The organism is Streptomyces canus (assembly GCF_041435015.1).
Taxonomy (GTDB): Bacteria; Actinomycetota; Actinomycetes; order Streptomycetales; family Streptomycetaceae; genus Streptomyces; species Streptomyces canus_G.
On record NZ_CP107989.1, the window covers coordinates 1,489,505 to 1,510,299 of the forward strand.

20 protein-coding genes are annotated in these 20,795 nt (G+C 71.4%); 11 read left to right on the forward strand and 9 right to left on the reverse strand.

From position 1 onward, the window contains the following. Positions 1-67 precede the first annotated feature (67 nt). The 3 genes from OG841_RS06950 to OG841_RS06960 are packed head-to-tail and all read left to right on the forward strand — an operon-like array spanning position 68 to position 3,269. Complete coding sequence (locus OG841_RS06950) at positions 68-1,222, forward strand: Gfo/Idh/MocA family protein (protein ID WP_328642260.1); 1,155 nt, start codon at positions 68-70, stop codon at positions 1,220-1,222. Next, positions 1,219-2,211, forward strand: coding sequence for a Gfo/Idh/MocA family oxidoreductase (locus OG841_RS06955; protein WP_328642259.1), 993 nt, complete (start codon positions 1,219-1,221; stop codon positions 2,209-2,211). Before OG841_RS06950 ends, OG841_RS06955 begins: the two co-directional genes overlap by 4 nt. A gap of 8 nt (positions 2,212-2,219) precedes the next feature. Further along, the gene (locus OG841_RS06960; RefSeq protein ID WP_371564043.1) at positions 2,220-3,269 is read left to right on the forward strand and encodes a Gfo/Idh/MocA family protein; all 1,050 of its coding nucleotides are present in this window, start codon (positions 2,220-2,222) and stop codon (positions 3,267-3,269) included. Here OG841_RS06960 and OG841_RS06965 read toward each other — a convergent pair. Beyond that, positions 3,266-4,285 carry a LacI family DNA-binding transcriptional regulator gene (locus OG841_RS06965; RefSeq protein WP_328642257.1) on the reverse strand — a complete coding sequence of 340 codons (1,020 nt, stop codon included), beginning with the start codon at positions 4,283-4,285 and terminating at the stop codon, positions 3,266-3,268. The two genes, OG841_RS06960 and OG841_RS06965, sit on opposite strands and share 4 nt — an antisense overlap. Before the next feature lie 107 nt (positions 4,286-4,392). Here OG841_RS06965 and OG841_RS06970 point away from each other — a divergent pair, with 107 nt between their 5' ends. The 5 genes from OG841_RS06970 to OG841_RS06990 all read left to right on the forward strand — a co-directional run bounded on the left by OG841_RS06970 (position 4,393) and on the right by OG841_RS06990 (position 8,703). After that, a complete protein-coding gene (locus OG841_RS06970; protein WP_328642256.1) occupies positions 4,393-5,559 on the forward strand; it encodes a phytanoyl-CoA dioxygenase family protein in 1,167 nt (388 codons plus the stop codon). Between the two features lie 37 nt (positions 5,560-5,596). Next, on the forward strand, positions 5,597-6,373 hold the full coding sequence (locus tag OG841_RS06975) for an SDR family oxidoreductase (protein WP_328642255.1): 777 nt from the start codon (positions 5,597-5,599) through the stop codon (positions 6,371-6,373). Positions 6,374-6,433: 60 nt separating this feature from the next. Then, a complete protein-coding gene (locus tag OG841_RS06980; protein WP_328642254.1) occupies positions 6,434-7,438 on the forward strand; it encodes a Gfo/Idh/MocA family protein in 1,005 nt (334 codons plus the stop codon). 84 nt (positions 7,439-7,522) lie between these two features. Next, on the forward strand, positions 7,523-7,666 hold the full coding sequence (locus OG841_RS06985; RefSeq protein WP_328642253.1) for a hypothetical protein: 144 nt from the start codon (positions 7,523-7,525) through the stop codon (positions 7,664-7,666). Then, positions 7,663-8,703 carry a Gfo/Idh/MocA family protein gene (locus tag OG841_RS06990; protein WP_371564046.1) on the forward strand — a complete coding sequence of 347 codons (1,041 nt, stop codon included), beginning with the start codon at positions 7,663-7,665 and terminating at the stop codon, positions 8,701-8,703. Before OG841_RS06985 ends, OG841_RS06990 begins: the two co-directional genes overlap by 4 nt. Here the strand turns inward: OG841_RS06990 and OG841_RS06995 are convergent. The 6 genes from OG841_RS06995 to OG841_RS07020 all read right to left on the reverse strand — a co-directional run bounded on the left by OG841_RS06995 (position 8,700) and on the right by OG841_RS07020 (position 14,746). After that, entirely contained in the window at positions 8,700-9,656 is a 957-nt protein-coding gene (locus OG841_RS06995; RefSeq protein ID WP_371564048.1) for a hypothetical protein, read from the reverse strand. The two genes, OG841_RS06990 and OG841_RS06995, sit on opposite strands and share 4 nt — an antisense overlap. A 132-nt stretch (positions 9,657-9,788) precedes the next feature. Then, the gene (locus OG841_RS07000) at positions 9,789-10,808 is read right to left on the reverse strand and encodes a Gfo/Idh/MocA family protein (protein WP_371564050.1); all 1,020 of its coding nucleotides are present in this window, start codon (positions 10,806-10,808) and stop codon (positions 9,789-9,791) included. Between the two features lie 10 nt (positions 10,809-10,818). After that, entirely contained in the window at positions 10,819-11,721 is a 903-nt protein-coding gene (locus OG841_RS07005; protein WP_328642249.1) for a sugar phosphate isomerase/epimerase family protein, read from the reverse strand. Between the two features lies 1 nt (position 11,722). Then, positions 11,723-12,640, reverse strand: a complete 918-nt coding sequence (locus OG841_RS07010) for an ATP-binding cassette domain-containing protein (RefSeq protein ID WP_371564053.1) — start codon at positions 12,638-12,640, stop codon at positions 11,723-11,725. Positions 12,641-12,647: 7 nt separating this feature from the next. Next, the gene (locus tag OG841_RS07015; protein WP_371564055.1) at positions 12,648-13,727 is read right to left on the reverse strand and encodes an ABC transporter permease; all 1,080 of its coding nucleotides are present in this window, start codon (positions 13,725-13,727) and stop codon (positions 12,648-12,650) included. Beyond that, positions 13,727-14,746 (reverse strand): sugar ABC transporter substrate-binding protein, encoded by a 1,020-nt coding sequence (locus OG841_RS07020; RefSeq protein ID WP_328642246.1) that lies wholly within the window; start codon positions 14,744-14,746, stop codon positions 13,727-13,729. The genes OG841_RS07015 and OG841_RS07020 overlap by 1 nt, the downstream gene beginning before the upstream one ends. Before the next feature lie 294 nt (positions 14,747-15,040). On the opposite strand from OG841_RS07020, the gene iolC reads away from it, so the two are divergent. The 3 genes from iolC to OG841_RS07035 all read left to right on the forward strand — a co-directional run bounded on the left by iolC (position 15,041) and on the right by OG841_RS07035 (position 18,928). Beyond that, positions 15,041-16,018 carry a 5-dehydro-2-deoxygluconokinase gene (gene iolC / locus OG841_RS07025; protein ID WP_328642245.1) on the forward strand — a complete coding sequence of 326 codons (978 nt, stop codon included), beginning with the start codon at positions 15,041-15,043 and terminating at the stop codon, positions 16,016-16,018. Between the two features lie 214 nt (positions 16,019-16,232). Beyond that, complete coding sequence (gene iolD / locus OG841_RS07030) at positions 16,233-18,107, forward strand: 3D-(3,5/4)-trihydroxycyclohexane-1,2-dione acylhydrolase (decyclizing) (protein WP_328642244.1); 1,875 nt, start codon at positions 16,233-16,235, stop codon at positions 18,105-18,107. A gap of 35 nt (positions 18,108-18,142) precedes the next feature. After that, positions 18,143-18,928, forward strand: coding sequence for a GntR family transcriptional regulator (locus OG841_RS07035; protein WP_371564058.1), 786 nt, complete (start codon positions 18,143-18,145; stop codon positions 18,926-18,928). A 19-nt stretch (positions 18,929-18,947) separates the two neighbouring features. Here OG841_RS07035 and OG841_RS07040 read toward each other — a convergent pair whose 3' ends face one another. Together OG841_RS07040 and OG841_RS07045 are read right to left on the reverse strand one after the other, a co-directional pair. Beyond that, on the reverse strand, positions 18,948-19,931 hold the full coding sequence (locus OG841_RS07040; RefSeq protein ID WP_328642242.1) for an aldo/keto reductase: 984 nt from the start codon (positions 19,929-19,931) through the stop codon (positions 18,948-18,950). A gap of 87 nt (positions 19,932-20,018) precedes the next feature. Beyond that, a complete protein-coding gene (locus OG841_RS07045; RefSeq protein WP_326661629.1) occupies positions 20,019-20,681 on the reverse strand; it encodes an NUDIX domain-containing protein in 663 nt (220 codons plus the stop codon). Positions 20,682-20,795: the final 114 nt, after the last annotated feature.

Genomic DNA, 20,795 nt, shown 5'->3' on the forward strand with positions numbered 1-20,795 from the left:
ATCAAGCAAATACGGCACCCAAGGTGGCCTGGACAGGAAATGGACCGGTCCAAAGAGGTGCTCCCCCATGGTCGATACGCTCGGTGTCGCCGTCGTCGGATTCGGCTGGATGGGGCGGGTGCACACCCAGGCCTACGCCCGTGTCCCGCACCACTACCCCGGGCTCCCGCTGCGCGCCGAACTCGTGACCGTCGCCGAGGACGTGCCGGGACGGGCCGAGGAGGCGGCCGCGCAGTTCGGGTTCGCCTCGGCCACCCACGACTGGCGCGAGGTCGCCGCCGACCCGCGTGTCCAGGCCGTCAGCATCACCGCGCCCAACTTCCTGCACCGCGAGATCGGCGTCGCGATGGCCGGGGCCGGCAAACACATCTGGATCGAGAAGCCGGTCGGCCTCACCGCCGAGGACGCCCGCGCGGTGGCGGACGCCGTGGCCCGGACCGGCGTGCGGAGCGCGGTCGGCTTCAACTACCGCAACGCGCCCGCCGTAGAAAGCGCCCGCGAGCTGATCGCCTCCGGGGAGATCGGCACGGTCACCCATGTCCGCGTCCGGCTCTTCAGCGACTACGCGGCCCACCCTCAGGGTGCCCTGACCTGGCGTTACGAGCGTGAACGCGGCGGCAGCGGAGTGCTCGGGGACCTCGCCTCGCACGGCGCCGACCTGGCCCGCTTCCTGCTCGGCGACATCGCTTCCCTCACGGCCGACACCGCGATCTTCGTGCCCGAGCGCGCCCGCCCCACCGGGGCCACCGCAGGGCACACCCTGGCGACCGGAGAGCTCGGGCCCGTCGAGAACGAGGACTACGTCAACTGCCTGCTGCGCTTCACCTCCGGTGCCCGTGGCGTCCTGGAGGCCTGCCGGGTCTCGGTCGGCGAGCAGAACAACTACGGCTTCGAGGTGCACGGCACGAAGGGCGCGGTGTTCTGGGACTTCCGCCGCATGGGTGAGCTGGGCATCAGCCGCGGCACCGGCTACCAGGACCAGCCCGTCAGCACGGTGCATGTCGGCCCGGGCGACGGCGAGTTCGGCGCCTTCCAGCCGGGCGCGGCCAACGCCATGGGCTACGACGACCTCAAGGTCGTGGAGGCGTACCGCTTCCTGCGTTCGGTCGCCGAGGGCACGTCGTACGGGGCCACGGTGGAGGACGCCGTGCACAGCGCCGTCGTACTGGACGCCATGTCCCGCTCCGCGGAAAGCGGTTCATGGGTGGAGGTGTCGGCATGACGGTCCGGGTGGGGGTGATCGGGGCCGGGGTGATGGGTGCCGATCATGTGCGGCTGCTGCACGGGTTCGTGTCGTCGGCCGAGGTCGTGGCGGTGGCGGATGTCGACCAGGCGCGGGCGAGGGCCGTCGCGTCCGGTGTACCGGGGGCGCTCGTCAGCCCCGACGCGTGGGCGCTGATCGCCGAATCCCGCGTGGACGCCGTCGTGGTCGCCTCGCACGACTCCACCCACGCCGAGCTCACCGTGGCCGCCGTGCGCGCCGGGAAGCCGGTGCTGTGCGAGAAGCCGCTGGCGCCGACGGTCGCCGAGTGCGTCGAGGTCGTCCGTGAGGACGACAAGGCGGGCGGCGGGCTCGTGTCGGTGGGCTTCATGCGGCGGTTCGACCCGGCGTACGTCGCGCTGAAGGCCGCGCTGGGAGAGGGCCGGTGCGGTCGGCCCAGGGTGGTGCACTGTGTGAGCCGGGGTGTGACCTCGGCACCGGGCGCGGTCAGCGAGTTCAGCGTCACCGGGTCCTCGATCCACGAGTTCGACGTCGTGCCGTGGCTGCTGGACTCACCCGTCACCGCGGTGTCCTGGCACGCGCCCGAGGGTGAGTCCGCTCCCGGTCTGCGTGACCCCCAGGTCATGCTCCTGCACACCGCCGACGGCACGCTCACCACCCTCGAGACCTTCCTCAACGCCCGCTACGGGTACGAGGTCCGCTGTGAGATCGCCGGCGAGCGGGGCGCGCTGCGGCTGGCCGATCCCGCGCTGGTCGTGAGTTCGCTGGAGCGCAACCGGTCCACCGGATACCCGGCCGACTGGCGGCCCCGGTTCACCGAGGCCTACCGGCTGGAGCTGCAGGCGTGGATCGACTCGGTCGTCGCCGGACGGTCCTCGCCGCTGGCCTCCGCGCGTGCGGGGCTGACCGCGTCCGCGGTCGCACAGGCGGTGATCGCGTCGATGCGGGACGGCGGCCGGACCGTGCCCGTGTCCGTACCGGCCCTGTGAGGCATGCCGTGACCACACTTCCCGCGCCCCGCACCCCCGATCCCATGGCCGCGCCCGCCCTCAACTGGGGTGTCCTCGGCACCGGTTGGATCGCCGAGCGGTTCGTCGATTCGGTCCAGCGGCACACCCGTCAGCGGTTCACCGCCGTGGCTTCGCGCGATGCCGCCCGGGCGCAGGAGTTCGCGGCCCGGCACGGGATCAGGCGCGGATACGGCTCGTACGAGGAGCTGGTGGCCGCCGCCGACGTCGATGTCGTGTACGTCGCCACCGAGCACACCGCCCATCTCGCCTGTGCGCGACTGGTGTTGGAGGCCGGCAAGCACGTCCTGGTCGAGAAGCCGCTCGGCCTGAACGCGGCGCAGGGCGCGGAGATCGCCGAACTCGCCGCCTCGCGTGGGCTGTTCTGTGCCGAGGCGTTGTGGACGTTCTTTCTGCCGCGCTTCGATGTCGTACGGCAGGTGCTCGACTCCGGGATGCTCGGCCAGGTGCGGTCCGTGCTGGCCGACCTCGGTGAGTACTTCGACCCTGCGGGGGGACATCGCATCCTGCGTGCCGATCTCGCCGGTGGGCCACTGCTCGATCTCGGTACCTACCCGGTGTCGCTGGCCACCTGGGTGCTGGGCCCCGCGGAGAACGTGCAGGCTTCGGGGCAGGCACACCCCTCGGGGGTGAACGGGCAGATCGGTGCCGTCCTGGACGGGCGGGCCGTCCTTCACACCACCCTGTTCAGTGACACTCCGAGCACGGCGGTGATCGCGGGGACCGAGGGGACCCTCCGGCTGCCGGGGCCCTTCCACCAGCCCGGGGACGTGGTGTTCAGGCCGGCCGGAGGGGGCCCGCCACTGACGTACACCGAACCTCGTACGGGCCACGACGGCCTGCACTTCGAGGCCGCCGAGGCAGCCCGCCGCATCCGGGACGGCCTCGTCGAGACGCCTCTGCGGCCGCTTGCCGACTCGGTCGCCACGCTGCGGGTGATGGACGAGATCAGAAGACGGTGCGGGATCGTCTTCCCCGGCGAACAGCCGGCCCGGACCCGCGGCCGGACAGCGACCTAGTACGGCATGTTGTACGGCGTCACCACCTGGATCGCCGAAGGTGTCGTCGGCCCCGCCGGCGGCAACGCCCCGTGCGCCCGCATCACGATGTGGCACGCCTCTCGCATGTCCTGCCGCAGGTCGTGATGGAGGACCGCCGACAGGCGGTGTTCGCGCAGCAGCCGGTCGTTGTCGTGGTCCAGGTCGTGGGCCACGAACACCGCGCACTCCCTGTCCAGGTCCTCGAAGGCCCGGAGCGTGGCGATGTTGCCGCCGCCGATGGAGTAGACCGCCCGGATCTCCGGATCCCGCTCCAGGGCGGCCCGGACGAGGTCGTACTGCGTGGCGTCCAGGCCCTGTCCCTCGGCGATCTCCACCACCGCGCGTTCCGGGTGGCGGGTGCGCATCGCGCTGCGGAACCCCATCTCGCGCTCCTCCTCGTTGCGGAAGAAGCCGCTGCTGAGGCTGGTGAGGACGTTGCCGGGGCGGTCGCCGAGCCACTGGCCCATGAGGTAGGCGGCGGTCGCTCCCGCCGCCCGGTTGTCGATGCCCACGTAGGCGAGGCGGGCCGTGGAGGGCAGGTCGGTGACCAGGGTGACCACGGGAATGCCCGCCTCCGCGAGCCGGCCGACCGCGGCCGTGACCTCGGGAACGTCGGGAGCCTTGAGGATCACGCCTTGGGAGCCGCGACGGGCTATCCGGTCGAGGGTCTTGGTCAGCTCCGCGCCGGGGCCCGTCTCGCGGAAGTGGAAACGGGAGCGCAGGACGGCGGGATGCAGCGCGGGCAGCTCGGCCTCCAGAGCGGCGCGGACGGCCGTGGAGAAGCGTTCCGGCGTCTGCATCACTATGTCGATCATGAACGTGCGGCCGACCAGCCGGACCTGGGTGCGCTGCCGGTCCAGGTCCGTGATCGCCTGGCGGACCTCGCGGGCGGTGTTCTCCCGCACCCCTCCCCTGCCGTTCAGGACCCGGTCGACGGTGGCCTCGCTCAGCCCCGCCTGACGTGCGATTTCCCGGATCGGGTACGGGTGGCCCACGCGGCTGCTCCTTGAGGGGTTTTTGATGGCTGCCTGCTGGTTGTTCGACGCCTTTGTCATGACAAGAATGACAGCGCTGAGTCGCCCCTGTCACCGAGAGGACGCCGATGTCCTTCACCGCCGTACACCGCCGCGCCTGGCTGTCCGAGCAGGACTGCGACCTCGACTCGTTCCGCGCGCTCGTCGAGCGGGCGGCCGACCCCGCCGACTACCCGCACGCCGCCGCCGTGGAGCGGAACGTCCTGCTGTACGACGCCGAGCGCGTCCGCGGTGCCAAGGACCGCAGGGAAGTACAGGAGGAGCTGGTGCGGGCCCTGGCCGACGGCCCCGGGGTCGTGGTCTTCCAGGGGGCGTTCCCCGACCACGCGGTCGTCGACCGCTTCACCGAGGTCTTCGACTCGCTGATCCGCGAGCAGTACGCGGCCGGCACGACCGCGGGCGACCACTTCGCGAAGCCCGGCGCCAACGAGCGGGTGTGGAACGCGCTGGAGAAGGCGGCCCTCTACGACCCCTCGGCGTTCGCCGACTACTACGCCAACCCGGTCCTGGCCCTGGTGTCCGAGGCCTGGCTCGGCCCCGGTTACCAGGTCACCTCCCAGGTCAACGTGGTCAACCCCGGCGGCCTCGCGCAGACCGTGCACCGCGACTACCACCTCGGCTTCCTCTCCGACGAGGTCGCCGCGGCCTATCCGGCGCACGTGCACCGTCTCTCCCCCGTGCTCACGCTCCAGGGCGCGGTCGCGCACTGCGACATGCCGGTGGAGTCGGGGCCGACGCTGTACCTGCCGTTCTCGCAGATGTTCGAGCCCGGGTATCTGGCATGGCGGCGGCCGGAGTTCCAGGCGTACTTCAAGGAGCACCACGTCCAGCTGCCGCTCGCGAAGGGCGACGCCGTCTTCTTCAACCCGGCGCTGTTCCACGCGGCCGGGACCAACCGCACCACCGACGTGCGGCGCATGGCCAATCTCCTGCAGGTGTCCTCGGCCTTCGGGCGTGCCATGGAGACCGTGGACCGGGAGGCGGTGTCGAACGCCGTCTACCCGGCGCTGCTGCGCCGCAGGACGGACGGCGCCGACGCGGAGTGGCTGGACAACGTGATCGCCGCGAGCGCCGAGGGCTACCCCTTCCCCACCAATCTCGACAGCGACCCACCGGTCGACGGACTCGCCCCGCCGTCCCAGGCGGACCTCGTACGACGGGCACTCGCCGAGGGCTGGACCCCGCGGACCCTCAGGGACGAGCTGCGCGCGGGCGCCGACCGGCGTACGAGCTGAATCGGCGCCGCACGAGCTGAAAGGTACTGGCACATTCATGGGACTTCTCGACGACAAGGTCGTCCTCGTCAACGGCGGCAGCCAGGGCGTCGGTGCCGCCATCGCCCGGGCCGCCGTCCGTGAGGGCGCGGTCGTGGCCGTGACCGGCCGCCGCCCCGAGCCCGGTGCGGCACTGGTGGCGGAGCTGGAGGCGGCCGGCGGCAAGGCGCTGTTCGTCCGCGCCGACCTCGCCGACGCCGAGCAGGCCAGAGCGTCCGTCACCCGGGTCGTCGAGGCGTACGGCCGTGTCGACTGCCTGGTGAACTCCGCCGGGCTCACCTCCCGGGGCACGCTCCTCGACACCACGCCCGAGCTGTTCGACCAGCACATCGCGATCAACCTCAAGGCGCCCTTCTTCGCCATGCAGGCGGCGGTGGCGGACATGGTCGGCCGCAAGGCGCCCGGCACGGTCGTCAACATCATCACGTCCTCGGCACACGGCGGGCAGCCGTTCCTCGCGCCCTACGTGGCCGCGAAGGCCGGCCTGATCGGCCTCACCCGCAACGCCGCGCACGCCCACCGCTGGGACCGGGTCCGGATCAACGGCCTCAACATCGGCTGGACGGCGACCGAGGGCGAGGACGCCACCCAGAAGACCTTCCACGGCGCCGGCGACGACTGGCGTGAGGAGGCCGCCGCCAGGCTCCCCATGGGAAAGCTCGGCCAGCCCGACGAGATCGCCGACTTCGTCGTCCTCCTGCTGTCCGACCGGTCGGGCGTGGTGACCGGTTCGGTGATCGACTGGGACCAGAACGTCCTCGGCGGCCTCGACTGACCCTTCGCCCCACTTGAGAAACACCGCTCGCAAGAACCACCCTCAAGGAGCTGCACCCCCATGCGCATCGGAATCCTCGGCCTCGGCCGCATCGGCGCCTTCCACGCCGAGACCCTCTCCGGACTCGACGCCGTCGAGTCACTCGTACTCACCGACCCCTTCGCGGAGGCCGCCAAGTCCGCCGCGGAGCGGTTCGGCGGCGAGGTCGTGGACTCGCCGGAGGCCCTGCTGGCCGCCGGCGTGGACGGCATCGTGGTCGCGGCGGCGACGGACGCCCACCCCAAGCTGATCCTGGCCGGAGTGGAGGCCGGCATCCCCGTCTTCTGCGAGAAGCCCGTCGCCAAGCACATGAGCGAGGGCGTCGAGGTCCTCAGGGCCGTCGAGGGCAGCGACGTGCCGATCCAGATCGGCTACAACCGCCGCTTCGACACCGGTTTCGTCAACGCCCGGACCGCCGTGCAGAGCGGCGAGCTGGGCAAGCTGCACACCGTGCGCTCGACCACGCTGGACCCGGCCCCGCCGCCGGCCGCGTACATCGCCGCCTCCGGGGGCATCTTCCGGGACTGCTCGGTGCACGACTTCGACATCATCCGCTGGGTGACCGGCCGCGAGGTCGTCGAGGTGTACGCCGTCGGCGGCAACCGGGGCGCCGAGTACATCAAGGAGGCGGGCGACGCCGACACCACCGGCGCGATCCTCACCCTCGACGACGGCACGATCGCGGTGGTCTCCAACTCCCGCCACAACGCCCGCGGTTACGACGTCCGCATGGAGATCCACGGCTTCACGGACTCCATCGCCGTCGGCCTGGAGGACAAGCTCCCGCTGCGCTCGGTCGAGCCCGGTGTGACCTTCCCGGCGGGCACCCCGCACGACTTCTTCATGGACCGCTTCACGGCCGCCTACCGCGCCGAACTCACCGCGTTCACCGAGGTCGTGGCCGGCACCCGGCCCTCGCCGTGCACGATCGCGGACGCCCTGGAGGCGGGCTGGATCGCCGAGGCGTGCACGCTGTCGCTGCACGAGCACCGCCCGGTGACGATCGCCGAGGTCCGCTCCGCCTGAGTCGCCGCAGGCGTCCCGGGTGCCCCGGGCCCCGGGACGCCGGCGCACGAACGCTCCGGCCCCGGCGCCCGTTCACCGCGAACCGTGGCCGTCGTACGCGCCGGGCCGAGCGGCCCGGTCCTGGCCCGCGCCCAGGACCTCGCGCGCCGCCACGTCCCGCCCGCGCGGCGCACACTGATCCGGCAGGACCCCCGTCCTGCCGCCATCGAGGAGGAACCGCGGACATGAGCGAACCGCTGCGCATCGGAATACTGGGAGCCGCGCGGATCAGCGGCGCCTCACTGATCGGCCCGGCCCGGGCGACCGGTCACCGGGTCGTCGCGGTGGCCGCGCGGGACCGGTCCCGCGCCGAGGCCTACGCGGCCGAGCACGGTGTGGAGCGGGTGGCGGGGTCGTACACCGAGCTGATCGCCGACCCCGAGGTCGAGGTCGTCTACAACCCGCTCGCCAACGGTCTGCACGGCCCGTGGAATCTCGCGGCGCTCGCCGCGGGCAAGCACGTCCTGAGCGAGAAGCCGTCGGCGAGCAACGCCGAGGAGGCCGCTGAGGTGCGGGAGGCGGCCGCGAAGGCCGGCACGGTGTTCATGGAGGCCTTCCACTACCTCTTCCACCCGGTCACCCGGCGGCTCCACGAAGTCCTCGCGAGCGGTGAGATCGGCGAGTTGCGGCACGTGGAGGCCATGGTCGCGATCCAGGCGCCGCCGGACTCCGACCCGCGCTGGTCGCTGCCGCTGGCCGGCGGGGCGGTGATGGACCTCGGCTGCTACAGCCTGCACGCGCTGCGCATGCTGGCCCCGTGGGCCGGCGGCGCGCCGCGGCTGGTCTCCGCGCGGGGCGGCGAGCGAAGCGAGATGGGGGTCCCCCCGGACGGAGTCCGGGGGAGGGCGGGGGCGCCCGGCGTCGACGAGTGGCTCGACGCCGACCTGGCCTTCCCCGGCGGCGCGACCGGGTCGGCGCGCTGCCACATGGCGTACGACAGGCTGGAGATGAGCTGCCGGATCATCGGTTCGCGGGGCGAGGTCCTGGCGCCGAACTTCGTGCTGCCGCACACGGACGACCGGGTCGTGGTGCGCACCGGGGAGGGCGAGCGCATCGAGCGGCTCGGCACGCGGTCGTCGTACACCTACCAGCTGGAGGCGTTCGCGGACGGGGTGCGCGGGGGCGCCCCGCTGCCGCCGGACGCGGACGACGCGGTGGCGACGATGACGCTGATCGACGCCGCCTACCGCGCGGCCGGGTTCGAGCCGCGGCCGCGCGTGTCCTAGCTGTCGCGCAGCTCGGCCAGTTCACGCCGGGTGATCGACTCCTTGTCGGTCTGGCCCAGTTCACCGAGTACATCGGCCAGGCAGTCCAGCGCCGAGGTCAACTCGCCCGCGCCGTGCGGCTTGCGGGCCTCGGCCACCGCCGCGACGGCGCAGGCGCGGGCCTCGGCCGGGTCCCCGGTGGCGGTGTGGCAGCGGGCGAGATCGATCAGGAGCCGTACCCGCAACGGCAGAACGATCTCGGGGACGGCCCACGCGAGGGGCCCCCGCAGCGCCTCCCGGGCCTCGGGGCCCACGCCCAGCGCGTCCCCGTACCGCCCCAGCGCCCTCAGCACACCGACCAGTTCGGCGAGCGCCTGCGGACGCACCAGCTCGACGTGCGCCAGCTCCCGGAGCGACATGGCGGCGAGGAGCGCGGCACACTCCTCGTAGACGGCCACGGACTCCTCGCTGCGGCCGACCGCGGCGAGCAGCATCCCGTACGTCCGCAGCGCGCCGGGCAGGCTGCCGAGCGCCCGGTCCCTGCGGTCGGGGGCGGACAGGTGGCGGTACGTCTCCACGCACTCCTGTGCCACCGACACGGCCTCCTCGGTCCGGCCGACGCCCGCGAGCGCCTGCGCCCGCACGTCCCCGACGAAGGCGGTCAGCGCCCCGGACGCCTCGCCCGGTACGGCGGTCGCCGCCGTGCACGCCTCCTCGAAGCGGCCGGACAGCAGCAACGCGTGGGCACGCAGCGCCAGGGCACGGCTCAGCCCCTCCGTGTCGGCCGTTCCGCGGTAGACCTCGACCGCCTCCTCGGCCCAGGCCAGCCGTCGCGCGGGCGACGGCGGTGGCAGCCCCGCCCAGGAAGGCGTGACGCAGGACGACAGCGCGGCCCCCAGCAGCGGTCCGCCCTTCTCCGGCGCCCATTTGGCCGCCGCGCGCGGCAACGGCAGCAGTATCCGTACGAGTCCCATCCGCACCCCCTCGCCGCCCCGCCGAGGACAGCCGCGCCATGGTCGCACAGCGGGTCACGCCGACGCCGCGATTCGCCGAGTACGTAGCGAGCACGGGGGAACTTCGCCGGACTCCCCCTGTACGGCGCGAAGTCAGCCGTACAGGGCGGGCCGTTCCACGAGTTCCACGGTCATCCGGCCGCCTTCGTTCAGCGACCTGACGCCCGCCTCGCACACCGCGGCCGCCGCGTAGCCGTCCCACACGCTGGGGCCGGTGACCTCGCCGCGGCGGGTGGCGTCGACCCAGGCCTGGACCTCACGGTCGTAGGCGTCGGCGAAGCGTTCGACGAAGTCCTGGGCGATGGTGCCGCCCCAGCGGCCTGCCATGTTGGTGACCATGGCGTGGCCGTCGCCGACGCGGGCGGTGCCGCGTTCGCAGACGGCCTCGGCCTGGACCTGGTAACCGAAGCCGCAGTTGACGAAGATCTCGACGTCGGCGAGCGCGCCGCCGTCCGTCTCGAAGATGACGAACTGCGGGTCCTGGAGGTCGTCGGGGGCGTTCGCGGACGGCGTCGGGCGCAGGACGGTGACCGCGGTGATCTCGTGCCCCAGCAGCCAGCGGGTCACGTCGGTCTCATGGGCCACGGAGTCGCTGATCAGCATGGAGCTGGTGAAGAAGGGCGGGCTCGCGGCGTTGCGGTGCCGGTTGTGCAGCATGAGCGGCCGCCCCAACTGGCCTGTCGCCAGCAGGGACTTGAGCTTCATGTACTCGGTGTCATAGCGCCGCATGAAGCCGACCTGGGCACGTCTGCGACCCAGTCGTTGCTCGGCCTCCACGACCCGCAGCGCGGAGGCCGCGTCGGGGGTGAGCGGCTTCTCGCACAGCACCGGCAGATCGTGCTCGAAGGCCTGGAGGAGGGCCGCCTCGTGGGCGGGGCCCGGCGAGGCGATCAGGACGGCGTCGACATCGGCCGCCGCCATCGCGGAGGCCGGGTCGGTGTAGGCGGTGCAGCCGTCGACGCGGGCGGCGATGTTCTTGGCGCGTTCCGCGTCGACGTCCACGACGGCACTCACCCGGGCGCCGCTGACGACCTCATGGATACGGCGGACGTGGTCGGCGCCCATCTTGCCGGTGCCGATGACGGCGACGCCCAGGGTGGCTCGCTCGGTCATGGTCATCCCTTCAGGCGCCGCAGGACCTCAGGAACTTACGGGTGCGCACCGCGATCGGCAGCGGCTTGTCCGGCTCGCACGGGTACATGTCCTGCTCGACGATGGCGAACAGCTCCACGCCGAGCTTCTGCGCCGCGACCAGCACAGGCTCCAACTCGGGCACGCCGGACGGCGGTTCGCACATCACTCCGCGCTGGACGGCCGGGCCGAACGGCACCTCGTTCGTGACGACGTCCGCGAGGATCTCCGGGTCGACCTGCTTGAGGTGCAGATAGCCGATGCGCTCGCCGTACGTCTCGATGAGCTTGACGCTGTCGCCGCCGCAGTAGGCGTAGTGCCCGGTGTCCAGACAGAGGTTGACGAGCTCGGAGTCCGTCGAGTCCAGGAAGTGCTCGACGTGGTCCTCGGTGTCCAGGTGGGTGTCGGCGTGCGGGTGGACGACGATGTCCAGGCCGTACGCCTCCTTCACCTCGTGGCCGAGCCGTTCCATGCCCTTGGTCAGGTGCGCCCACTGCTCGTGGGTCAGCTCCGGCGGCTCGAGGATCTCGGCGGTCTTGTCGTCGCGCCAGAAGGACGGGATGACGACGAGATGCCCGGCGCCCATGGCCTGGGTGAGCGCGGCGACCTGGCTGACGTGCTCCCAGGTGGACTCCCAGACCGTAGGGCCGCGGTGCAGACCGGTGAAGACCGTGCCCGCCGAGACCTTGAGGTCGCGCCGGGCGATCTCGTCGGTCAGTCGGGCCGGATCGGTCGGCAGATAGCCGTAGGGCCCCAGCTCGATCCAGGAGTAACCGGCCTCGGCGACCTCGTCCAGGAAGCGTTCCCACGGCACCTGCGCCGGATCGTCGGGGAACCAGACGCCCCAGGAGTCCGGGGCCGAGCCGACGCGGATACGGTCGAGTGGGGCCGCCATCTCAGGCCTTCCCCTCGCCGGTGCCGGCCACCGGTGCCGTGAGGTCCTGCTCCTCGGGGAGGGCTTCGGTGTCGACGCCGCGGACCTGGCTCAACTCGTGTTTGAGTGCGGCGAGTTCGGCGCCGCCGGCCATGTGGTTGGTGAGTTCTTCGAGGGTGATCCGGTCGCGGGCGGCGGACAGTTCCATGGTGCCCAGGCGCAGCACGCTGAAGTGGTCGCCGACCATGTAGGCGTGGTGGGGGTTGTGGGTGATGAAGATGACGCCCAGGCCGCGGTCGCGGGCGGCGGCCACGTACTTGAGCACCACGCCGGACTGCTTGACACCCAGCGCGGCGGTGGGCTCGTCGAGGATGAGGACACGGGCGCCGAAGTAGACGGCGCGGGCGATGGCCACGCACTGGCGCTGGCCGCCGGAGAGGGTGCCGATGGGCTGTTCGAGGTCGTCGAGGACGATGCCCATCTCGCGCAGTTCGTGGTCGGCGGTCTTCTTCATCTGCTCGATGTCCAGGCGGCGGATCGGCCAGGGGCCCTTGGTCATCTCGGAGCCGAGGAAGAAGTTGCGCCATACCGGCATCAGGGGGACCACGGCGAGGTCCTGGTAGACGGTGGCGATGCCCTTGTCGAGGGCCTCGCGGGGGGTGGAGAAGCGTACCGGGGTGTTGTCGACGAGGAACTCGCCCTCGGTGTGCTGGTGCAGGCCGGAGATGATTTTGATGAGGGTGGACTTGCCGGCGCCGTTGTCGCCCAGCACACAGGTGACCTGGCTGGGGTGCACCTTCAGGCTGACCCCGTGCAGGGCACGGATGTTGCCGTAGGACTTGCCCGCGTTGCGCAGCTCGACGATCGCCCCGTCACCGTCGGCCGGGCCGGGGGTGTCGGTGAGGATGGCGCCGTGGGTGCCGGATTCTTCAGTGGTCATTGCGCGGTTACCTCCGGGTCGCGGTGCGGCTGACCCACAGATTGATCAGGACGGCGCCGAGCAGCATCACGCCGAGGAAGGCCTTGAACCAGTCCGGGTTCCAGTTGGCGTAGACGATGCCCTGCTGGACCATGCCGAACATGAACGCGCCGAAGACCGGGCCGATCGCGGAGCCCGCGCCGCCGGTCAGCAGACAGCCGCCGATCACCGCCGCGGAGATGTAGATCAGTTCCTGGCCGACGCCCTCGCCGGACTGCACGGTGTTGAAGGAGAACAGGTTGTGCATACCGACGAACCAGGCGGCGAAGCCCACCAGCATGAACAGGGAGATCTTCGTGAAGGTGACCGGCACGCCCACCGCCCGCGCGGAGTCCTTGTTGCCGCCCACCGCGAAGACCCAGTTGCCGTACTTGGTGCGCAGCAGCACCCAGGTGGCGATCGCGGCGAACACCAGCCAGTACACAATCGTGATCTTGATCTGGACGCCACCGACGTCGAAGGAGCTCCCGAAGACCTTCTTGGCCTGGTCGAAGCCGTCCATGGTGCTGATGTCGTCGGTGGCCACATTCCCGGTCACCAGCTTGGTCACCGCCAGGTTGACACCCTGAAGGATCAAGAACGTGCCCAGCGTGATCAGGAAGCTGGGCAGACCGGTCCTGACCACCAGCCAGCCGTTGAGGAACCCGATCGCCAGCGACACCAGCAGCGCCACCACGACGCCCGCCCACACGTTCAACGTCAGCTGGAAGGCGAACATGCTCGCCGTCAGCGCCGACGTGATCACCGCGACACCCGCCGACAGGTCGAACTCCCCGCCGATCATCAACAGCGCCACCGGCAACGCCATGATCCCGATCGTCGACGACTGATACAGGATGTTCGCCATCGAACTGCCGTCCCGCACCGGCGGCGCGGCGATCAGGAAGAACACCCACACCGCCACCGCACCCAGGAACACCCCGACCTCGGGACGCGCCAACAGACGCAACGCGAGCGGTCGTTCCGAGGTCCGGCCGTCCTTGACCTTGCCCGGGCCGGAGGCCGGCGGTGACGACACCGCCGGCTCGGCGTGCTGGGTCATACCCATCACCTGGTGCCCTTCGCGGCGAACGCAGCCACCGCGTCGACGTTGGACTTGTCGACGAAGGCCGGGCCGGTCAGCACCGGCTGCTCGCCACCGCCCATGTAGTTGCCGTTGTTCTTGTAGAGCCACAGCGAGTCGATGGCCAGGTAGCCCTGGAGGTAGGGCTGCTGGTCGACGGCGAACTCGATGGTGCCCTTGCTGATGGCGCCCGTCAGGTCCTTGTTGAGGTCGAACGTGGCGATCTTGGCCTTGCTGCCCGCGTCGGACGCCGACTGCACCGCGGTCAGCGCGAAGGGCGCACCGAGGGTGACGACGTAGTCGATGGACTTGTCCTGCGTGAGCTTGGCGGTGATCGTCGACTTCACGGACGGCATGTCGGTGCCGTTGACGTTCAGCGTCTGCAGCTTGCCGGTGAAGGTCTTCTTCACACCGTCGCAGCGCTGGGTCAGGCCGATGTTGCCCTGTTCCTGGATGACACAGACGGCGCTCTTGGCGCCGGCCTCGTTCAGCCGCTTGCCGAGTGCCTCGCCGGCCACGGACTCGTCCTGGCCGAAGAACTCCATCAGGCCGAGCTTCTGCCAGTCGCTGACACCGGAGTTGAGGCCGACGACGGGTATGCCGGCCTTCTTCGCAGTGGCCACGACGTCCTTGAGGGCGTCCGGCTTGGCGAGGGTGATCGCGATGCCGTCGACCTTCTGGTCGATGGCGTTCTGGACCAGGTTGGCCTGGGTGGCCGCGCTCGGGTCGGCCGAGTAGACCAGCTTGACATTGTCCTTGTTGGCGGCGGCCTGGGCGCCCTTGCGGACGATGTCCCAGAAGGTGTCGCCGGGCGACTGGTGGGTCACCAGCGCGATGGTCATCCGGGGGGTGGTGGCCTTGCCCGCGGAGGCGCCGTCCGCGCTCTCCTCGGACTTCTTGCCGCCCGAGCTGCTGGAGCAGCCGGCGAGCGTCAGGGCCGCGGCCGCAGCCAGGGCCACGGCGGGAGCGAATCTCCGCGAACGGGAGAGAGAAGAGCGGTCCATCTTTCCTTGCACCTCACTGTGCGACGGGGAGAACGTCGGGAAAGGGGGTGGGATTCATGGCCCGGGACCTCGGGAGTTCCGGGTCTGGTGCCGCGACAGCACGGCAGTTGCGTTGGGACGGAATCCAATCCCCGAGCGCGCCCGCTGTCAATACTTTGTTAAGACATCATTTCACAAGCAGGTCCGAATGTAAGTACAAACTATTGACAGCGTCACCCTTCGGGTCCTACACCTGGGGAAGCAGCGGGCCCGTAGGGCCCGTACGTCCCCAGGTCGGATCGAGGAGCGTCGCGCATGGTCGAGCCAGTCCAGCAGTTCGACGTGATCAGTATGGGCCGTATCGGAGTTGATCTCTACCCGCAGCAGTCGGGGGTGCCTCTGGCGCAGGTCCGGTCCTTCGGCAAGTTCCTCGGAGGATCGGCCGCCAACGTCGCGGTCGCCGCGTCCCGGCTCGGCCGCTCCACCGCGGTCATCACCCGCACCGGAGCGGACCCCTTCGGCACGTATCTGCACCAGACCCTCACGGAGTTCGGCGTCGACAACCGCTGGGTGACTCCCGTGGCGGCCTACCCGACCCCGGTCACCTTCTGCGAGATCTTCCCGCCGGACGACTTCCCGCTGTACTTCTACCGCCGCCCCAAGGCTCCTGACCTGGAGATACACACCGACGAGCTCGACTACTTCGCCATCCGCGCGGCCCGGATCTTCTGGATCACCGGCACCGGTCTGAGCGAGGAGCCCAGCCGCTCGGCCACGCTCGCCGCCCTCAAGTGCCGCGACCGGGCGGGCACCACGGTCTTCGACCTCGACTGGCGGCCCGAGCTGTGGAGTGACACGGCCTGGGCCGACCCCGACGAAGCCCGCCCGTACTACGCCGAGGCCCTGCGGCACGCGACCGTCGCGGTCGGCAACCTCGACGAGTGCGAGATCGCCACCGGGGAGCGTGACCCCCGGGCGTGCGCCGAGGCCCTGCTGGCGGCCGGTGTGGAGCTCGCCGTGGTGAAGCAGGGTCCGAAGGGCGTCCTCGCGGTGCACCGCGACGGTACGACGGCCGAGATCCCGCCCATACCGGTCGAGGTCGTCAACGGCCTCGGCGCCGGTGACGCGTTCGGCGGCTCGCTGTGCCACGGGCTGCTGTCCGGCTGGGAGCTGGAGCGGACCGTCCGGTACGCCAACGCGGCCGGCGCGCATGTCGCCGCCCGTCTCGCCTGCTCCTCCGCGATGCCGACGCAGGCGGAGGTCGACGGTCTCCTGAACGGCGTCGTGCCATGACCGGCCCGCCCGCCGGCGGCTTCGCGCACGGGCCACGGGATTGCCGTACGACGATCCCGGCACCCGGCGGCGGACGGTTCCGGGCGCCCGCCCGTGGCCATGCCCCGCCACTCCCCGTACCACCTCGACGTCGCGGCGCGCCCGGCTGATCCGCGCCCACCCCGACCGGCCCACCGCCCCCGCCTCCCCTCCACACGGCACCGGAGAAGTCCTGATGAGCAGCACCACCCGCCTGACCGTCGCCCAAGCCCTCGTGCGGTTCCTCTCCGTCCAGTACACGGAGCGGGACGGCGTACGGCACCGGCTGATCGCCGGGACCTGGGGCATCTTCGGCCACGGCAACGTGGCCGGCATCGGGCAGGCCCTCCTGGAGGCGGGTGAGGACGCGATGCCGTTCCACCAGGGCCGCAACGAGCAGGCGATGGTCCACGCGGCCGTGGGCCACGCCCGCCAGCTGAACCGCCTCTCGGCGCAGGCGGTCACGACGTCGATCGGCCCGGGCGCCACGAACCTGGTCACCGGCGCGGCCCTGGCGACGATCAACCGCCTCCCGGTCCTGCTCCTGCCCGGCGACTACTTCGCCACCCGCGCCGCCGACCCGCTCCTGCAGCAGCTGGAGCATCCGACGGAGGCGGACGTGTCGGTGAACGACACCCTGCGCCCGGTGTCCCGCTTCTTCGACCGCGTCCATCGCCCCGAGGCCCTGATCCCCGCCGCCCTCCAGGCCATGCGGGTCCTCGCCGACCCGGCCGAGACCGGCGCGGTCACCCTCGCCCTCCCCCAGGACGTGCAGGCGGAGGCGTACGACTGGCCGACGGAGTTCTTCGCCGAGCGGGTGTGGCGGGTACGGCGTCCCGCGCCCGACCCGGTGGAGCTGGCGGAGGCGACGCGGGCGATCCTGGGAGCCGCGCGCCCGCTGATCGTGGCGGGCGGAGGGGTCCACCACAGCGAGGCCGAGGAGGCGTTGAAGGCCTTCGCGGACGCCACCGGCATCCCCGTCACGTCCACCCAGGCGGGCAAGGGCTCCCTGCGCCACGACCACCCCGCCGAACTGGGCGGCATCGGCCACACCGGTACGGCCGTCGCCGACGACCTCGCGCGCACCGCGGACCTGGTCATCGGCGTGGGCACGCGGTACTCCGACTTCACCACCGCCTCCGGCACCCTCTTCCAGAACCCGGACGTCCGCTTCCTCAACCTGAACATCACCTCCTTCGACGCCCACAAGCTGGCCGCGCGGACGCTCGTGTGCGATGCGCGAGCAGGTCTGGAGGCGCTCACGTCGGCGCTGGAGGGCCACCGTGTGAACGCGGCCTACGCGGCCGAGTACGGCGCGGGCAAGGAGCGCTGGGAGCGGGTCGTGACCCGGGCCTTCGACGCCGCGGACGAGAACGCGGTGCCGACCCAGACCCAGTTGCTGGGCGCGCTGGACGCGATCGTCGGCGACGAGGACGTGGTGATCAACGCGGCCGGCTCGCTCCCCGGCGACCTGCACAAGCTGTGGCGGGCCCGCAGCCCCCGCCAGTACCACCTGGAGTACGGCTACTCCTGCATGGGTTACGAGATCCCGGCCGCGATCGGCGTGCAGCAGGCGACGCCGGACACCCCGGTGTGGGCGCTGGTCGGCGACGGCACCTACCTGATGATGCCGACGGAACTCGTCACCGCCGTCCAGGAGGGCCTGCCGATCAACCTGGTCCTCATCCAGAACCATGGCTACGCCTCGATCGGCGGGCTTTCGGAGTCGGTGGGCGGCGAGCGGTTCGGCACCGCCTACCGCTACCGGGCGGCCGACGGCACCTTCAGCGGCGCCCCGCTGCCGGTCGACCTGGCCGCGAACGCGGCGAGCCTCGGCATGGACGTGCTGCGCGCCAAGACCGTACGGGAGCTGCGCGAGGCCCTGGCCACCGCCCGCGCCTCGGACCGGCCGACCTGCGTCTACGTCGAGACGGACACCGCGACCCCGACCGCTCCCCCGGCGGAGGCCTGGTGGGACGTGCCGGTGGCGGAGACGGCGTCGCGCGAGGCCGCCGTGGCGGCGAGGACGGAGTACGACCGTCAGGCAGCCGCTCGCCGCACCCACCTCTGATGGCCCGCCCCCGACCCTTTGAGGGAGGTACCCCCATGGCGAAGCCCGGCGACACGTCACGTGCCGCGACCGCCCCCGCGCTCGACTCCCTGGACTTCGCCCTGGACCGGGGCAGTCCGGTGCCCCTGTACTACCAGCTCGCCCGGCAGCTGGAGGCGGCGATCGAGCACGGGGCGCTCGCCCCGGGAAACCTCCTGGGCAACGAGATCGACCTCTCGATCCGCCTCGGCCTGGGCCGCCCGACCGTCCGCCAGGCCATCCAGACCCTGGTGGAGAAGGGCCTGCTGGTCCGCCGGCGCGGGGTGGGCACGCAGGTGGTGCACAGCCAGGTCAAGCGCCCCCTGGAGCTCAGCAGCCTCTACGACGACCTGGAGGCGGCCGGGCAGGGTCCGGCGACGCGGGTCGTGCGCAACGAGACCGTGTCGGCGTCCGCCGACGTGGCGGCCGCGCTGTCGGTCCCGGAGGGCAGCGAGGTCACGGCGCTCGAGCGCCTGCGGCTGACCCACGGCCAGCCCGTGGCCCTCCTCTGCAACTACCTGCCCACCGACCTCCTCCACCTCGACAGCGACCGCCTGGAGGCCACCGGCCTCTACCGCATGCTGCGCACCGCCGGCATCACCCTGCACAGCGCCCGCCAGACCATCGGCGCCCGCTCCGCCACCGCGGAGGAGGCCGCCCGCCTCGACGAGGAGGCGGGCGCGGCGGTCCTGACGATGCAACGCACGGCCTATGACGACACCGGCCGCCCGGTCGAGTACGGCACCCACATCTACCGGGCGTCGCGGTACGCCTTCGACTTCCGGCTGCTGGTCAGGCCCTGACCGGGCACGGCGAGCAGAATCAGTGCGCCGAGTCCAACCGCGCCCGCTGCTCCCCCGTGAGCTCCAGATCGATCGCCGCCAGGTTCTCCTCCAGCTGAGCCACCGACGACATCCCGACCAGCGGGACGATCGGCAGGTCGCCGCCTGCCTGCCAGGCCAGGACGACCTGGTTGACGGTCGCGCCCGTCTCCTTCGCCACCTCGGTCAGAGCCTTCAGACGAGCCGGCGTGCCCGAGTGGTCGAAGTCGGCGGGGAGGCGGTCCGGGTGGGTGTAGGCGCCCTTCAGGAGGGGTGAGTACGCGACCAGGGTGAGGCCGGGCTCCGCGCGCAGGTAGCTCAGCAGGTCCGCGCCCGCGTGACCGAGGCTGCCGTCGGGGAAGAGGGGGTCCGGGACGTCGGTGCGGGGGCGCAGGTGGCTGTGGGCGTACTGGAGGACCTCGTAGGCGGGAAGACCGGCCGCCGCCGCCAGGGCGCGGGCCCGTTCCACCCGCCACACCGCGTGGTTGCTCACGCCCAGCAGGCCCACCGTGCCCTCGGCGACCAGTTCGGCGAATCCCTCCACCGTTTCCTGGAGCGGGACTCGGTGGTCCTCGATGTGCGCGTAGAGCAGGTCCAGCTTCGACACACCCAGGCGTTCCCGGCTGCGTTCCGCGGCCTCCCGGATCACCTTCGCCGACAGTCCCTCCGCGTTGTCGAGGTAGCTCGTGCCGGGCGCCAGGGGCCGGGCGCCGAGCTTCGTGGCGATGACGATCTCGTCTCCGACGCCGCGGCTGCGCCGCCACCGGCCGAGCAGTTCCTCGCTCTGGCCGCCCTGACCGCCGTCCTCCCAGAAGGCGTAGTTGTCGGACGTGTCGATGAAGTTGCCGCCGGCCTCGACATAGCGGTCGAGGACGGCGAAGGAGGTCTCCTCGTCGGTCCGTGAGCCGAACAGCATCGCGCCGAGCGCGAGGACGCTGACCTCGCGGCGGGTCGCCGGATCGGTGCCGATGGTGCGGTACTTCATGATGATTCCCTCCCGTGTGTACCCGTCTTCGGGGCACACCCGGGAGTCTTCATCTTGAAGCGCACTTCAAGTCAAGGGCCCGCGTGGTCATTTGGCGAACGGGCCCTCCAGCGCCGCCCACTGGAGCAGCATGATGGTCTTGGCGTCGGCGATCTCCCCGGTACGGATCATCTCCAGGGCCCTGCGGAAGGGCAGTTCGAGGATCTCGATGTCCTCGCCCTCCTCGTCGAGGCCGCCGCCCTCGTGCGTGCGGGTCGACGGGGCGTACTCGGCGGCGTAGAAGCTGACCCGCTCCGTGACCGAACCGGGGCTCATGTAGACGTCGAAGACGTGCCGGACCTCGCCGATGGTGTGCCCGGTCTCCTCGACGACCTCGCGCCGTACGGCGATCTCGGGGTGCTCGTCATCGTCGTCGAGCAGGCCGCCGGGAGTCTCGATCAGCAGTCCGTCGGGGTGTCCGTTGACGTACACCGGGAAGCGGAACTGGCGGGTGAGCAGGACGGTTTCGCGTTCGGTGTCGTACAGCAGCATGGTGGCGCCGTTGCCACGGTCGTGGGTCTCGCGCTGCTGAGTGCTCCAGCTCCCGTCGGCGTGCTGGATGTCGAAGGTCGTGGCCCGTTCGACGTACCAGTGACTGGACAGCAGTTTCACATCGCGGACCTTGACGCGCGGGTTGCCGGTCAGGTTCAGGCCGGTGCGGTCGAGTCCGGTGCGGCCCCGGCCGTCGGGAGTGTCGATGCCCTCGGTCATCGGACACCTGCCGGACGGGGGGAGGAGCAGGAGAAGTGCGCGTTGGTCATGACCGCTTCTACCATTCCGGGGCGGGCCGCGTCGCGCACGGCACCCCTTCCCCCGCGGGCCTCG